The 13,382-nt window shown below is 64.9% G+C and carries 16 protein-coding genes; 6 read left to right on the top strand and 10 right to left on the bottom strand.

Features of this window, described 5'->3' with window-relative positions; all coding sequences use genetic code 11:
- Nucleotides 1-323: 323 nt before the first annotated feature.
- Together XH84_RS29975 and XH84_RS29970 are read right to left on the bottom strand one after the other, a co-directional pair.
- The gene (locus tag XH84_RS29975; protein ID WP_128920696.1) at nt 324-578 is read right to left on the bottom strand and encodes a hypothetical protein; all 255 of its coding nucleotides are present in this window, start codon (nt 576-578) and stop codon (nt 324-326) included.
- Nucleotides 579-750: 172 nt separating this feature from the next.
- On the bottom strand, nt 751-954 hold the full coding sequence (locus tag XH84_RS29970; RefSeq protein ID WP_128920695.1) for a hypothetical protein: 204 nt from the start codon (nt 952-954) through the stop codon (nt 751-753).
- A 259-nt stretch (nt 955-1,213) separates the two neighbouring features.
- Here XH84_RS29970 and XH84_RS29965 point away from each other — a divergent pair, with 259 nt between their 5' ends.
- Complete coding sequence (locus XH84_RS29965) at nt 1,214-2,530, top strand: hypothetical protein (RefSeq protein WP_128920694.1); 1,317 nt, start codon at nt 1,214-1,216, stop codon at nt 2,528-2,530.
- Between the two features lie 5 nt (nt 2,531-2,535).
- Here the strand turns inward: XH84_RS29965 and pdxY are convergent, their stop codons facing one another.
- Together pdxY and XH84_RS29955 are read right to left on the bottom strand one after the other, a co-directional pair.
- Complete coding sequence (gene pdxY, locus XH84_RS29960; RefSeq protein WP_128920693.1) at nt 2,536-3,354, bottom strand: pyridoxal kinase; 819 nt, start codon at nt 3,352-3,354, stop codon at nt 2,536-2,538.
- Between the two features lie 58 nt (nt 3,355-3,412).
- Entirely contained in the window at nt 3,413-4,045 is a 633-nt protein-coding gene (locus XH84_RS29955) for a TetR/AcrR family transcriptional regulator (RefSeq protein WP_128920692.1), read from the bottom strand.
- A 95-nt stretch (nt 4,046-4,140) separates the two neighbouring features.
- Between XH84_RS29955 and XH84_RS29950 the strand changes: the two genes are divergently transcribed.
- Nucleotides 4,141-4,806, top strand: a complete 666-nt coding sequence (locus XH84_RS29950; protein WP_128920691.1) for an O-methyltransferase — start codon at nt 4,141-4,143, stop codon at nt 4,804-4,806.
- Between the two features lie 209 nt (nt 4,807-5,015).
- On the top strand, nt 5,016-5,360 hold the full coding sequence (locus XH84_RS29945; protein WP_128920690.1) for a DMT family transporter: 345 nt from the start codon (nt 5,016-5,018) through the stop codon (nt 5,358-5,360).
- Nucleotides 5,361-5,385: 25 nt separating this feature from the next.
- Here the strand turns inward: XH84_RS29945 and XH84_RS29940 are convergent, their stop codons facing one another.
- From XH84_RS29940 to XH84_RS29920, 5 genes are all read right to left on the bottom strand, one after another.
- Entirely contained in the window at nt 5,386-5,706 is a 321-nt protein-coding gene (locus XH84_RS29940) for a hypothetical protein (RefSeq protein ID WP_128920736.1), read from the bottom strand.
- A 132-nt stretch (nt 5,707-5,838) separates the two neighbouring features.
- Nucleotides 5,839-6,138 carry a hypothetical protein gene (locus tag XH84_RS29935; protein WP_245471891.1) on the bottom strand — a complete coding sequence of 100 codons (300 nt, stop codon included), beginning with the start codon at nt 6,136-6,138 and terminating at the stop codon, nt 5,839-5,841.
- A 146-nt stretch (nt 6,139-6,284) separates the two neighbouring features.
- A complete protein-coding gene (locus tag XH84_RS29930; RefSeq protein ID WP_164936411.1) occupies nt 6,285-6,563 on the bottom strand; it encodes a hypothetical protein in 279 nt (92 codons plus the stop codon).
- A 169-nt stretch (nt 6,564-6,732) separates the two neighbouring features.
- Nucleotides 6,733-7,761 carry an SH3 domain-containing protein gene (locus XH84_RS29925; RefSeq protein WP_128920688.1) on the bottom strand — a complete coding sequence of 343 codons (1,029 nt, stop codon included), beginning with the start codon at nt 7,759-7,761 and terminating at the stop codon, nt 6,733-6,735.
- Between the two features lie 156 nt (nt 7,762-7,917).
- Nucleotides 7,918-9,840: an FAD-binding monooxygenase gene (locus tag XH84_RS29920; RefSeq protein WP_164936410.1), complete on the bottom strand. Its 1,923-nt coding sequence runs from the start codon at nt 9,838-9,840 to the stop codon at nt 7,918-7,920.
- A 103-nt stretch (nt 9,841-9,943) separates the two neighbouring features.
- Here XH84_RS29920 and XH84_RS29915 point away from each other — a divergent pair, with 103 nt between their 5' ends.
- Both XH84_RS29915 and XH84_RS29910 read left to right on the top strand, forming a co-directional pair.
- The gene (locus XH84_RS29915) at nt 9,944-10,408 is read left to right on the top strand and encodes a MarR family winged helix-turn-helix transcriptional regulator (protein ID WP_128920686.1); all 465 of its coding nucleotides are present in this window, start codon (nt 9,944-9,946) and stop codon (nt 10,406-10,408) included.
- Between the two features lie 120 nt (nt 10,409-10,528).
- A complete protein-coding gene (locus XH84_RS29910; RefSeq protein WP_128920685.1) occupies nt 10,529-10,963 on the top strand; it encodes a COG4315 family predicted lipoprotein in 435 nt (144 codons plus the stop codon).
- A 51-nt stretch (nt 10,964-11,014) separates the two neighbouring features.
- On the opposite strand, the gene XH84_RS29905 is transcribed toward XH84_RS29910, so the two are convergent.
- The gene (locus tag XH84_RS29905; protein ID WP_164936409.1) at nt 11,015-11,611 is read right to left on the bottom strand and encodes a L,D-transpeptidase; all 597 of its coding nucleotides are present in this window, start codon (nt 11,609-11,611) and stop codon (nt 11,015-11,017) included.
- 370 nt (nt 11,612-11,981) lie between these two features.
- Between XH84_RS29905 and XH84_RS29900 the strand changes: the two genes are divergently transcribed.
- Nucleotides 11,982-13,010 carry a hypothetical protein gene (locus tag XH84_RS29900; protein ID WP_128920683.1) on the top strand — a complete coding sequence of 343 codons (1,029 nt, stop codon included), beginning with the start codon at nt 11,982-11,984 and terminating at the stop codon, nt 13,008-13,010.
- Nucleotides 13,011-13,382: the final 372 nt, after the last annotated feature.

The following is a 13,382-nucleotide window of genomic DNA, read 5'->3' as shown; positions in this document are numbered from 1 at the left end:
AAATTGGCCGCGACGATGCGGCCGCCGCATCAAGCAATGCGCTCTGCAAAACAAATGTTAAAAGGATCACGCCCGCTATGAACGGGGATACATAACCGGCACATTCACGCGAACTTGTTCGCGGCCGGAGTCTCAATCAGCGCATCGGTATCAATTCATCGCGCCGAGACATTGCGCAATGCGCGCTGGCGCGAGATCGCGCACAGGACAATTTCAACGATCGCTGCACGCGCGATACGCAAGCAGCGTCGATGCTGAAGACGTCAGGTGAGGCATGTGGATCCCGCCTCTCCGCGGAACCCACCTGCTTCACGCGATGTCGCTCAGCGGGCTGCGCCCGTGGTGACGTCCGCGGTCTTCAGCTTGCGGGCGCTGAGCAGTCTCGTCTGGTGGACCGAGGCGACGGTGGTCGGCGCAGCAATTTGCTGCTCGACATGTGCGGCGCCGAGGACGCGAACCTGCAAGGGCGAGACCGGAAATCCGTTGGCCTCGTAAGTCGGCAGTTCGGCGGCGAAAGCCGCAGTGCTGCCCGCGATCGTCAGGATGGCGGCGGCGATCGACAAAGTCTTCTTGTTCATTGGTGATGCTCCGGAAGTGGAAGAGTCGGAGCATATTTAGGCCTGCTTTGCTGCATTGCGAGATGCTTTGTTGCATTGCAACAGCGCGTGCGACGCATGGCAATATATTTAACATGTCCAATGTCTTGGCCGAATCACGCCGGCCGCGACACGGCGCATTTGCGGACAGCGCTCAGCCGCCGAGCACGTTGCCCCAGCCGTCAAACAGATAGGTCTTCCAGACCACGGTTCCATCGCCACTCGGTCGGCTGGTCCGCCGATAGTCGTCGGCCTGGTCAGCAGTCCATGTGATGATCGTGTCCGTGAGGCGATCGTGCAGGATGGCGGGTTCGGTGGGATCGAAGGCGTCCATGGGACGAAGCGAGGCATGCGTCATGGGCGACCAAACGTGCCAACCGCAACAAAGTTGCCGCGACGCGGCGATCGAGACACTTTCGTGGAACCCGCGTTGCACTTGCGCAACAGTGCTGCGAAAAGCCCATTTTTGCCGATTCGCGCCATTGCGCTGCCACACGGTCCTCCGAACAATCGACGCGCTGCGTGCCTTTCCGTGCAAGACCGTTTGCGTCAGACTGTTTGCATCATGACTGTCCGGACAAGACGGGTTCGGGCAGAACCGTTTGGAGGCAGGGATCATGAACGATCGGCAGTCTCTTCTGGTGGCGGTCACATGCCCTTCGGCCGTGCTCGCCGGCTGGCTGGCGCTCTCCCTCTCCGCCTATGCCCCTGCCCTCATCGAGAACAGCGGCGCCAATGCGGCTGCCGTCTCGCGCGCCAAAGATCACGCCAAGGATCTCGGCCGGCTCGACCTCGCCGACGTGCCGCGCGCTGCGACGATCGAGGACGGCATCGCCTTGACCGCCGACATCGCGGCTGCCGTGGCCACGGCACCGGCCCCGACAATCACTGAAGCGGCGCCCGAGACACCCGCTCCCGCAATCAGGCTCGCCTCGGCCGATCCGGCGCTGATCCTGCCGGTGGAGGCGCCGCCCGCGCCGCAGACATCCCCTGAACCGCAGCCCGCCACCAGCGAGGCCACTCCCGTCGCGGCGCCAGAGCCTGTCCAGCTGGCATCTGTCGATCCCACCGAGATCGTGACGACGGATGCGCTGTCCCCCGCGGCGATCGCGAGCGGCCCGGTCACGCCTGAGAGCAAGACATCGCCACCGGCCGACACCGTCGCCGTGCTCGACGAGTGCTTCGTCATGGATGCGTGCATCGACCGCTATCTCTGGACGCTCTATCAGCGCACCGCAAAGGAAGACTCGATCAAGGTCGAAGAGCGCCGCGCCGTCGCCATCAAGCGCAAGGGCAAGACGGTCACGGTGATGCGCAGTTTCACGAAGCTGGTCGATGAGGATTTCGGCTGGAAGGATCCGAAGGCCGCCGAGCACGCCGGCATGTCGATGATGGATTATGTCATCGGCGGCATGGACAAGAGCTTCAAGCAGAAGCTGTTCCGTACGCTGCTCGCCGCGGAAGCCGCCGGCCTCTCGCCCGGCATCACCAGCGCGTTCCGCGACGACTATCGCCAGTCGATCGCGAGCGGCCTGAAGGCGGCCTCCAACCGGTCCTATCATGGCGGCAGCTCGCGTGGCGGCTACGGTCACGGCATGGCGGCCGACATCGTCAGCACGCAAGGGAATAACCGCGCGCAGCGCTGGGTCTCAACCGAAATCCTGTGGAAGTGGGTCGACGCCAACGGCAAGGCCTACGGCATCGGCCGCCCCTATCTCGGCCGTGATCCGCCGCATGTCGGCCCGATCGACGGCCCGGAATACATCTCTCGCCGCGGCACGGGCGACGGCAAGCAAGTCGCCAGCGTGAAGTCCAAGAAGGCGGTGCGCGCCGCAGCCCATGCCAAGCCGCCAAAGGCCCAGGCCTCACGCGAGCAGAGGGGCACGGCGAAGCCACAGAAATCGGCGCAATCGGGCGCGAAACGCGCGACCTGACGTCGTTACGCCTTACGCATCGGCGTCGGCAGCGGCACCAGCCGCATCTCGGCCGTACCGCCCTCCTGCGTGCGCACCAGCACCGCAAAGACGGTGTCGACCGCAAGCCGCACCGCAACCTCAGTCGCTTGGCCCTTGGCCAAGTGTGCTGCGATCAGGCCGGTGAGGAGATCGCCGGTGCCGTAAGGGCGGATCGGCAGGCGCAGCGTTGCAAAGCGCGACAACTGCCCGTCGGCGCACAGGATCGTCTCCACCTGCCCTGCCGCCGTGTCCGCGAGCGTGCAGCCGGTAGCGACGACGTCGATGCGGCGCGTCCCCGCCAGCGCCGCACACGCCGCGCGCAGGCCTTCCGCATCCGCGATCGTGAGGCCCGAGAGCAGCTCGAGCTCGAACTGGTTCGGCGTCGTCAGGTTCGCCGCCGGCAGCAGCCGGTGCCGGACCACGTCCAAAATGCCGTCGGCGACATAGACGCGGCCGTCATCGCCGATCACGGGGTCGCAGAGATAGACGAGCTTCGCATTCCGCGTAAGCGCCCGCTCGACGAAATCGGCGATCACTGCGGCATTGCCCGGGGAGCCGAGATAGCCGGTCACGAGCACGGCCGCCTCGTCGACGAGCCCGCGCTCCTCGACACCCTTCAGGAGATCGGCGACAAGCTCGGTCTCCAGCACCCGCCCGCGCAGGCTCGGATAGCGCGGATGGTTGGACAGCAGCGTCGTCGGCACCGCCGCAACGTTCACCCCCTCCGCCTGCATGGCATAGGCGGCCGCGCTGTTGCCGACATGGCCGTGGACCACCTGGCTTTGAATGGAGATGACGAGCATGAAAGAGGTCCGTACGGACAAACGTCTGGCGATGCAAGAGTAGCGCGGATCTCACGTTTCAGCGCCGTGCCAATTCCCCAAGATAAGCACAGAACATGTCGGCCAGCCCGTCGGCATGACGCGCGATCTCGGCCTCGCTGCGCGGCGTCTCCGAAAACCGCTTGCCGACCTCACTCAGCGTCGTCTTGATCAATTCGCCGGCAAGCGCGCGTTTCGCAGCGGTGGCCTTCGGCAGCGCTTCCCGCATGAACGCAGCGATGATCCCCTCACCGGCGGCTCGCGCGTCGTGCGCCTCGGGCGCGTCGCGATAGAGCGGCGCGGCATCGCTGAGCGCGACGCGGATTGCAGCTTCCTCGCACTCGGAGCGGATGAAGGCATGGACCAGCGCGCGTAGACGCGCCGGCGGCGGCTTGATCCGGTCCGCGAGGATGCCGCGAAGCAGCTCGCTGGTGCGCCGCCACTCATCGCTCTGGAGACGGAACAGGATCGCGGCCTTGTTGGGAAAATACTGATAGAGCGACCCAACGCTCACTCCGGCCCGCTCCGCCACCCGCGCCGTGGTGAAACGCTGCGCGCCCTCCTTCGCCAGGACCTGAACAGCGGCATCGAGAATGGCCGTTACCAAGCCGGCCGAGCGGGCCTGTTGCGGCTGTTTTCGTGAGGAAATTGAACGGCTTCGACGATCGGCCATGGCGCGCCCGGTGAATGCGAATAGGAAATGCGACGAATTAGTCGTATTTCACTCGGCGCGCAAGCACGCGCTCTTCGCCATCTCTGGAGACCCGAATGACCACCCCAACCATCACATCGCTTGCGCCGCTATTGGACCGCCTGTTCGACGAGGCCGAGGCGGCAAGTGGCGCAACCCAAGCCGCCGTCGCCGATTTGTCCGATGCAGACCGGACGCGGATGATGCGGAGCAAGACCGATTACCGCGACCTCTACGGACGCCTGAAGGAGGCGCCGCTCGCGGTCTCGCGCGAGACCGGAACACTGCTCTACATGCTGGCACGCAGCTCCGGCGCGAGGACGATCGTCGAGTTCGGCACATCGTTCGGCATCTCGACGCTGCACCTTGCCGCCGGCCTGCGTGACAACGGCGGCGGCCGCCTCATCACCAGCGAGTTCGAGCCGTCCAAAGCGGCGCGGGCGCGAGAAAACCTTTCGGCGGCCGGCTTGATCGATCTCGTCGAAATCCGTGAAGGCGACGCGCTGAAGACGCTTCAAGCCGATCTGCCCGATACGATCGACCTCGTGCTGCTCGATGGTGCCAAGGCGCTCTACCCGGAGATGCTCGATCTGCTCGAAGACCATCTCGGACCGGGTGCGATCATCGTCGCCGACAATGCCGACGACAGCCCGGACTATCTGGCGCGCGTACGCAGGCCCGGAAGAGGCTACATGTCGATACCCTTCGCCGAAGACGTCGAACTCTCCGTGCGGATCAGCTAGCGCTGGATCGGATCACCGCAGAATCTAAAGCCGCCGCACGGTTTATCGCGCGGCGGCATCCTATTGCCTCGACACAGATCGTCGGGGCCACGTTCGCATTTCAATCGGTGTCGCAGGTTCGTCACTCACACATGATATCTGCTCGCGGCAAAAAAGCCGTCCATAGGGTTAAGCTTGCCCCGCGGTATCTCTCTCACGCCGAGAGGCTCATGACCTCCTCTCTCAATGCTTACGCGGCTCTCGCCCTCGCCATCGTGTTCGAGGTCACCGCCTCGGCGCTCCTGCAGCAGTCCGCGCAGTTCACCCGCCCCTGGCCGACGCTGGCGATGGTAATCTTCTACATCGCCTCGTTCTATGCGCTGTCGGTCGCAATCCGGGTCATTCCGTTGAGCATCGCCTATGCGATCTGGGGCGGGGTCGGCATCATCCTGACCACCACCGTCTCCTTCGTGCTGTTCCGCCAGATACTGGACTCCGCAGCCTTCGTCGGTATCGCCCTGATCGTGTCCGGGGTCGTGATCATCAACCTGTTCTCGGAGAGCGCGGTGCGTTGATCCCGGAAAGCTCCGGCACGCAGAGCTACTGACTCTGCACCGGCTTGGCCTGAGGCGGCGTGGATCGCGGGGCCTTCTTCGCGGGCTTGGCCGCAGGGCGCGGCGGCGGCTCGTCGACCGACTCCAGATAGGCGGCGAGCACCTTGGCCGACTCCGAGCTGGTTGCGTAATGGTCCTTCAGGAACCAGGACAGCGTCAGGGTGAAGCGCCCCTTGGCAAGGCCGCGCGGATTGCGATGGCAGGTTGCACAGCCGTCAGCGAAGAGCTTGGCGGGCGACTTGTCGGCATCGAGATTTTGCGCGGCAGCAACCGTCGCCGTCAAAACGGCGGCGGCCGCAAGACTCATCAAGGGCACGATCCGCGCGCGCCCCGGTCCAAACAGCGATGTCAAATTCCGTCCCCCAGAGCGTTTTCGAGCGAAATGGACAACCGGCTCGCGGAAAGAAAACGCGTCCAAATGTAGAGTCCCATCCGCCGGTCAGGCTGCCGACAGCTGATCGAATTCGGGCGGCGCATAGGCCTTGCCGTCCTGGTCGGTGATGACGACCCGCCACCCTTCGCTCGCCCACACCTTTGCCTTCGCCACGATGAGCAGCCGGCTCTCACGGGCGAAACTGTACTTCTCGTTGTCGCGTTCTGCGATCATCTTGTAGGCCAATTCGCGTCCCCTTGCGTCGCCCTGCACCCGGGCCTCCTCGTGGCAGCGGGCTTTGGCGGCAATTCGCCGGGAGCGTGGCAATTTGGTGCCATCCGCAGGCATGGCGCCGACGGCCGGCATCGAGCGTGCCCGCGGGAGCGCGAGTCCACCGGTCGCAGGCTTGCCCGCCTGCGACGGCACGGCGCCGTCTTCATGCGCTGAATCGGCCGCCGGGAGCCGGCCCGTCACATCAGCAAAGGAACCGATCGTCCCATGTCCGAGCTCCGCTAATGCATGCGGATGATGTGGGGACGGCCGAGATCGATCAGGCCCTGAACTGCCGAGAGGCGGTCGTCGAGGGCTGCGATGGTGAGCAGCAGATTGTTACGGCGCTCGTCGAGCATGCCCATCTCGGCGCCGGTGAGCTTCGCGCTCGCCCGCTCCTTGTGGATCCCTTCGAGGGATTCGCGCAGTCCGGCAATCAGACCGGCCAGTTGCTTGGCCTCTTTGGTCATCGACCGCTTCGCGACATTTTGGCGGCGCGTCTCCGCCTGGCTCTGTCTCATCGTCATCCTCCCGTGCCCCGCTGCCCCGAGTGGATGCTTGCATCTTTGGGTACACATCTTACGATCGATGAAATCTGCCCGCGAAGAACTTTCTTAAATTGTACGCGCAGGGAACCCGCATCAATCCAGCAGAAAGCCCGGCGCGAGGGCCGGGCTTTCCTTAGGCATGCTAGTGCTTCTCGTGACCGCCGCCGGGGCCGCTGGCCGGGGCACCGCCGCCACGGGGTGCGGCATTGACGTGCGGAGCGCCACCGCCGCCGTGCGGCATTGCAGGCGCAGCGGCACGGGGCGCCGGCATCTGCGCATGGGCATTCATCGGCGGGCCGTGGCTCACATTCGGCTGCGCGACATGCGGCATTGCGGGTCGCGCGGCGGGTGCGGCGGACACACGCGGCGCTTCATGCGCGCGGGCCATCGGCTGGGCACGTATCGCAGCAGGGCTCGCGGCCCGTTCGTGCATCATGCGGGCCTGGGCATCGCGCGGATTGCGAGTCTGCACATTGGTCCGCTCATGCGCGATGCGCTCGCTCCGTCCGGCACGCGTCCGGTCGGCGGCAATAGTGGCGTCACGTTTCGCAGCGTCGCGCGTCGCGATCGCAGCGTCGCGTTTTGCGATCGCAGCGTCGCGCTTGGCGATCGCGGCGTCGGGCCGCGCGTTCGCGGCGTTACGTCCGGAAATCGCGGCGGCGCCCTTGCCCGGCACGCCTTCCCGTTCCAAAGCAACCGCCGCATCGCGCGTCGCCGCGCGGCCGATCCGGGCCGCACGCTGATCAAGCGTCATCCGCATCGCGATACTCTGGTGCGAACTCCAGTAGCTATTCCAATAGGCGTGGCGATGGTACCAGGGACGTCCCGAATAGTAGCTCGACCAATACGATGTCAGCACGAACGGGACGACAGGCACGTCGATCTCATCGACGTAATCGGGCAGATAGACGTAGTGGTTGCGATAGAGATATTCGAGATATTGCGACGACACCCAGCCGCGATCGTCGGAGAAGCTGACGTCGCACCAGGCATTGCCGCGCAGGCAGCCATGGATGTTGACGCGGGCGCCCTCGGGGATGCGATCGACCAGGGGAAAGCCTGCGCCCGGGCCGGCGCGCAAGCCGGTCGAGACGGTGACGATGCCCGGCGCGGCCAGTGCGGCCGTTGGCGCGAGCAGCAATGCGGCAATCAAAACGCTCCTGAATTTCATGGCGTGTTCCTCCTCTTCCGAGTCGGAACGCGCTAGCGGAACGAGCGTTCCGTGCGCGAGGGTCGCATCCGTCGAAAGATTGAAACGCAGACGGCGCGCGGTTCAATATTCATTCGCCGTTCATCGGCGCGAAGCGCAAGCGGCGCTACCGGACCGTCAGTCGACCTGCAACATGAACGCGTCGAAGTACGATGCGAGCCCGGCAAAGTCGTCGAGCGGCAGCACGTGCGCGACATATTGGTCCGGCCGCACCACGACCATGCAGCCGGCTTTCCGATCGATGCCGCGCATGGCAAAGACGTCGTGACCGCTCTTGAGGTCCGGACAGAACATCTTCTCGTAGTCGAGCAAGCTGTAACGGCCTTTATGCGGGAGGAGCAGCGGCGGCATCGCCTCGATAGCGAGCTCGCGGTGGCCTTGCTGGAACACCGCGCGCAGATCGATCACGCTGTCGACGTCGGCGCCCACAGGCGTGTATCGCCGGATCGGCGACTCCGGGGCTTCGGTGAGGAAATTGCAGAACGCGCGAATGGCCGAGCCTGCAGCTGCAGGATCTTCCGCGGGCGAAAACGCGTAGATGCGGAAGCGACCATCAGCCTGCCCGGCATGACCGAGATGCACGGGCTTCGCGTCCGCCAGCCGTATCACCGGAGCGGAATGGAAGCGCTTGCCGATGACAAGGCCTTGCGCGAGGTGCTGATGCGACGCAGCGCCGGTGAGAAGCGACGGCCTGTAGTGCGTCGCCGTGCCCGCGGTGTAGCGGCCGTGCCGGACGAAATAGTCCTGGGTCCTGGCGGCATCGGCGCCGCCGGCCTTGGCGGCGGAGGCGAGAATGCCCGCCCATTCGCGGTCGAAGTCGATCAGCTCCTTGGCAACCGCCTGTCGCTCCGCCGAATAGGAATGCAACAGGTCTGGGGCACACTGCTTCCGCATGACTGCGGCGAGCTTCCAGCCGAGATTGAAGGCGTCCTGCATCGAGACGTTCATGCCCTGCCCCGCCTTCGGGCTGTGGGTATGGCATGCATCGCCGGCGATAAAGATGCGCGGCAGGCGCGCTGCGATCTCCGCGTTCGGAACGTCGTCGAACTTATCGGTCAGACGCTGACCGATCTCGTAGACCGACCACCAGGCGATCTCTTTCACCTCTAGCGTATGCGGCTTCAGGATCCGCTGCGCCTTGGCGATCACGTCGCCGGCGGTGATGTTGCGGTTGGCGACGCGTTCGCCGACCTCGAGCTTGGCGAGCTCGACATAGATGCGGACCATGTAGCCGCCTTCGCGCGGAATGATCAGCAGGCTGCCGTCCTTTGCCGACTGGATGAGCGACTTGAAGCGGATGTCCGGAAAGTCCGTCACCGCCAGCACGTCCATCACACCCCAGGCGTGGTTGGCGGAATCACCGTGCAGCTCGCGCCCGATCGACTTGCGCACCGTGCTGCGTGCCCCGTCGCAGCCGACGACATAACGCGCCTTGACCGTCTCGACCTTGCCCTCGTTCGCGGCATCGACGCGTTCGAGCCGCACCGTCACCGCATGGTCGCCAGAACCCGCAGCCGGATCGACCTGGAGGTCGAGAAGACGGCGGCTGTAATGGGGTTCGAGCTTGGCCGGCGATTTGCGCATGATGTCGAGGAAGCCGTCATGGATGCGCGCCTGGTTGAGGATGACGTGAGGGAATTCGGACAACCCGTCCTCGACGTCCTGCACCCGGCCGCTGCAATTGATAGTCTCGGGCGAGCGTTCGTCAGGCTTCCAGAACGTGGTCTCATTGACCCAATAGGCCTCCTTCAGCACGCGCTCGCTGAAGCCGTAGGCATGAAACATCTCCATGGTGCGGCAGGCGATGCCGTCGGCCTGCCCGACCAGCAAGCGGTCCGGCTTCTGCTCGACGATACAGGTCTTGATATCGGGGAATTGCGCGAGCTGGGCGGCGAGCGTAAGGCCGGCCGGCCCGCAGCCAACGATGAGGACATCGACCTCGCCAGGCACGGCGCCCGCTGCACCGGAGGCCTGAATACGCGCGGCGGGATCGGCAATCTCGGGATCGCCCGGCTGAAATCCATTGAGATGGAATTGCATGAGCACCTCTCCCGGCAACGCTCTGTTTGGATATTGATCAGTATGCTGACTATCAGTATACTTGTCAACGATCCCGCGGTCTCGATCCCAGGAGAAGAATTCGGTGAAAGACAACAACGACATGCCCGGGCATCTGGCGCGCCGGTTCCAGCAGATTGCGGTCGCCGTGTTCCTGGCCGAGGTCGAGGATGCCGGCTTCGACCTGACGCCGGTGCAATACGCCGCGCTCGCGACCATCAAGGCCAATCCAGGGCTCGACCAGGTGACGCTCGCAGGATTGATCGCCTATGACCGCACCACCATCACCGGCGTGATCGACCGTCTCGTGCAGAAGGGCCTTGCCGAGCGCCGCGCCTCCAGCCGCGACCGCCGCGCCCGCGAGCTCGAGGTCACCGACGAGGGCCGGCGCACGCTGCGCAAGATCACACCGGCCGTGGAATCAGCGCAGCGCATCATGCTGCGCGGCCTCAGCGCGAAAGAGGGCGAGGAGTTGATGCGGCTGCTGCGCAAGGCGATTGCAGCCGGCAACGATTTGAGCCGCGCACCGCTGCGCGATGCTCCGGTATGATACGGTATGCTTATCCGCAATTGTCGCGGGCCTGCGAAACCTGGAACTAACCTTCGGCTGTTACGGTCCGCACCATTCTGCGCTTAACGCGCGATTAACTTTGCGGCTCGGGGGTTTTGGATGTTCAGGTGTCTCATCGCGGCCGCGGCCGTCGCGCTCTCGGCCGGCCATGCGCTCGCGAACGGCCATGGCGGAGGCGATGCCCCTCCTCCGCCGAAGCCCGAGGCGACGACCGCGCCGGCGAAAGTGGTCATCACCAAGCACGGTCCCAAGCTCGTCGATCTCAAGGGCATGACGCTCTACACTTACGAGCGCGACACCACCGGGAAGACATCGAACTGCAACGGCAAGTGCACCGAGAGCTGGGTGCCGCTGCCGGCAACGGCGGACGCCAAGGCGGTCGGCGACTTCACCGTGATCAGCCGCAACGACGGCAGCCGGATGTGGGCGTACCGTTATCGTCCGCTCTACACCTCGCCCGCCGACAAGGCGCCGGGCGAGGCCAACGGCAACGCCACGACGCTGCAATGGCGGATCGCGCGGCCTGAAAACTAGCGCGAGACCGGCCCGCGCAGGTGAGCCCCGGAGCGCACGCCAGAGCCTTCCTTACCCCCGCCAGCTTCCGCCCGTCTCGGCCCGCGCGCTCTGTCCGGGCGGCAGCACCACGACCGTCGAATTGAGCTTCACCCGGTCGTACAGATCGATCACGTCCTCGTTGCGCATCCGGATGCAGCCGGACGAGATCGCCTGCCCGATATATTCGGGCTGGTTGGTGCCGTGGATGCGATAAAGCGTGTCCTTGTTGCCGACATAGAGATAGATGCCCCGCGCGCCCAACGGATTGGCGGGACCGCCGGGAACGCGCGCCGGATACGGTCCGAGCCGCGCCTGGATATCTGCCGTCGGGACCCAGTCCGGCCATTCCGCCAGGCGGCCGACCCGCGCGACGCCGGAGAACGCCATGGCTTCCTCGCCCACTGCAACGCCGTAACGGATCGCCTTGCCGTCAGGCAGCACGTAATAGAGATAGCGTGCGTCGGTATCGACCAGGATGGTACCCGGTTGCTCCTTGCGCGGGTAATCGACGACGTGACGCAGATATTGCTCGGGCACGTTCGCCTGCGCGTAAGGCGTATGCGCGAGCAGCTGCCGATCGCGCGGCGTCATGCTCGCGTCGGTCGACGGCGAAAGCGTCGTCTGCATGCAGCCGCCCAGCGGCAGCAAGGCAACAGCAAACAAAGCGATGAGAAATCTTGGCACCGCCGGCCCCCGATAGCGGATAAGCAGCGCCCCCAGCATCCCCAGATGCTGCCCAAATCGTGCTGAAAACAAGGCAATGCGGAACACGTGCACGTGTTCGACAAATTGGGTTCCATCACCACAAACGGCGGAAGAGCGTCGCATCATCTCCATCCCCTCGCCTTGCTTTGGTCAAACCCGGCTGGACTCGTGCGTCATCGGGCCGGGCTCATCCGATCTGGGTGGGCTCCCCTCAACAGATCGGCTCGCGCCAATGCGAGCGACCAGGACTTTAACACCCGGGCTTCAACGCCTGGGCTTCAAAGGAGCTGCGATGCTCGCGACGCTGAACCCCAAGCAAATCGTCGATGAGATCGTGAAGGACACGGTCAAGGACAACGATCCGCACGACGCGATTCAGATCTCGCCCGACATTGTGCTGGCCTCGCGCCCGATCAGCGTTGCGCCGGCGTTGGCGCCCGAAATTGCGACCCGTCCGGAGCCGAAATTCGCGCCGCCGCCCAAACTCTCTCTGGAGCCCAGATTCGCTCCTGTCTCGGAGCCGCAGACGGCGGCACCGCCCTCGGTCGACACAGCCGTGCGCGCCGCAGCGAGCGATGACCATGTCCGGCCGAAGCGATCCGCAGTGCGCAAGTGGCTGCGCGGTGCGTTCGTCACGTTTCTGTTTGCGGGAGGAAGCGCCGCCGCCACCGTCGCGTGGGAGCAGCACGGCGATACCGCCAAACAGATGCTCGCCGAATGGACCCCTGCATTAGCGTCGCTAACGTCGCTGCTGCCCTCCACGTCGCAGACCGCGCCGGTCGCCCCCGCGCAGGCCGCGCCGCCTACGGATCAAGCTGTGCCGGCCGCAGCACAAGCGGCGGCCGATCAAACCACCGATCAATCGGCCGCGCCGCCCGTGGCGCAGGTTGCAACAGCGACGCCTGCGGCAACGCCGTCCGATGCAGCGCAGTCGGTGCAATCGATGACGCGCGACCTCGCCGCGATGGCGCAGCAGATCGAGCAGCTCAAGGCCAACATCGCCGAGTTGAAGGCCGGACAGGAGCAGATGGCGCGCGAGATGGCGAAGCCGCCCGCGCCGAAACCGGTGGCTGAGGCCAAGCCGGTCGATCCGCGCGTACGCGCTGCTGCGGTCCCAGCGCGAGCTCCGTCACCGCCGCCGGTTCGCAAACCGAAACCGGGCGTGTCGCACACCTACATGCCGGCTTATTCGCCCGCGCCGCTCACACCTCCGCCGCCGCCATCGCAGGCCGCAGCCGTCCCGCCGCCACCGGTCGCCACGACCCAGGCCGTTGCCGACGACGACGGACCGGTCGTGCGTCCGCCGATGCCGTTGCGCTGACGCGCGCAACAGCAACAGCGCGGCCGCTGCGACAACACGCACGCTGTCCGAGTCGATGTGATGCGTTGAGTCCGGGCAATTACGGAAAAGCGATGTTTTCCGCTCATGAGAAAAGGCCGTCGGGATCTATGCCGGCGGCCTTCTCTTGCAGCTGCCGGTTCCCGGAGCCCGGTTCTGCTGCAATTCCATGCCTTATGATTGCGCCACGTATTTAATAAATTCTTAATGACCCTGCATGCTGCACATCATTTCTGCGCCATAAGCACAGAGATTGCGCGGCCTGTTCATTCGATAGATATCGACTCAGTGGTACCATCCCGGATGTGTCGAGATTTCCATTGAAGACTTGTTTTCAGAGCTGGGTCGTCACAC

Origin of the sequence: Bradyrhizobium nanningense, assembly GCF_004114535.1 — a bacterium.
In the GTDB taxonomy this organism is placed as follows: domain Bacteria; phylum Pseudomonadota; class Alphaproteobacteria; order Rhizobiales; family Xanthobacteraceae; genus Bradyrhizobium; species Bradyrhizobium nanningense.
The sequence above is the reverse complement of the archived record's forward strand: the minus strand, read 5'-3'. Positions and strand labels throughout refer to the sequence as shown.

Excerpts from the sequence above, each read along its gene's own strand:
- XH84_RS29975 (WP_128920696.1), bottom strand. The coding sequence starts at position 578 with ATGAACAAGAAGACTTTGTCGATCGCCGCCGCCATCCTGACGATCGCG.
- XH84_RS29970 (WP_128920695.1), bottom strand. The coding sequence starts at position 954 with ATGACGCATGCCTCGCTTCGTCCCATGGACGCCTTCGATCCCACCGAA.
- XH84_RS29965 (WP_128920694.1), top strand. The coding sequence starts at position 1,214 with ATGAACGATCGGCAGTCTCTTCTGGTGGCGGTCACATGCCCTTCGGCC.
- pdxY (WP_128920693.1), bottom strand. The coding sequence starts at position 3,354 with ATGCTCGTCATCTCCATTCAAAGCCAGGTGGTCCACGGCCATGTCGGC.
- XH84_RS29955 (WP_128920692.1), bottom strand. The coding sequence starts at position 4,045 with ATGGCCGATCGTCGAAGCCGTTCAATTTCCTCACGAAAACAGCCGCAA.
- XH84_RS29950 (WP_128920691.1), top strand. The coding sequence starts at position 4,141 with ATGACCACCCCAACCATCACATCGCTTGCGCCGCTATTGGACCGCCTG.
- XH84_RS29945 (WP_128920690.1), top strand. The coding sequence starts at position 5,016 with ATGACCTCCTCTCTCAATGCTTACGCGGCTCTCGCCCTCGCCATCGTG.
- XH84_RS29940 (WP_128920736.1), bottom strand. The coding sequence starts at position 5,706 with ATGAGTCTTGCGGCCGCCGCCGTTTTGACGGCGACGGTTGCTGCCGCG.
- XH84_RS29935 (WP_245471891.1), bottom strand. The coding sequence starts at position 6,138 with ATGCCGGCCGTCGGCGCCATGCCTGCGGATGGCACCAAATTGCCACGC.
- XH84_RS29930 (WP_164936411.1), bottom strand. The coding sequence starts at position 6,563 with ATGAGACAGAGCCAGGCGGAGACGCGCCGCCAAAATGTCGCGAAGCGG.
- XH84_RS29925 (WP_128920688.1), bottom strand. The coding sequence starts at position 7,761 with ATGAAATTCAGGAGCGTTTTGATTGCCGCATTGCTGCTCGCGCCAACG.
- XH84_RS29920 (WP_164936410.1), bottom strand. The coding sequence starts at position 9,840 with ATGCAATTCCATCTCAATGGATTTCAGCCGGGCGATCCCGAGATTGCC.
- XH84_RS29910 (WP_128920685.1), top strand. The coding sequence starts at position 10,529 with ATGTTCAGGTGTCTCATCGCGGCCGCGGCCGTCGCGCTCTCGGCCGGC.
- XH84_RS29905 (WP_164936409.1), bottom strand. The coding sequence starts at position 11,611 with ATGCAGACGACGCTTTCGCCGTCGACCGACGCGAGCATGACGCCGCGC.
- XH84_RS29900 (WP_128920683.1), top strand. The coding sequence starts at position 11,982 with ATGCTCGCGACGCTGAACCCCAAGCAAATCGTCGATGAGATCGTGAAG.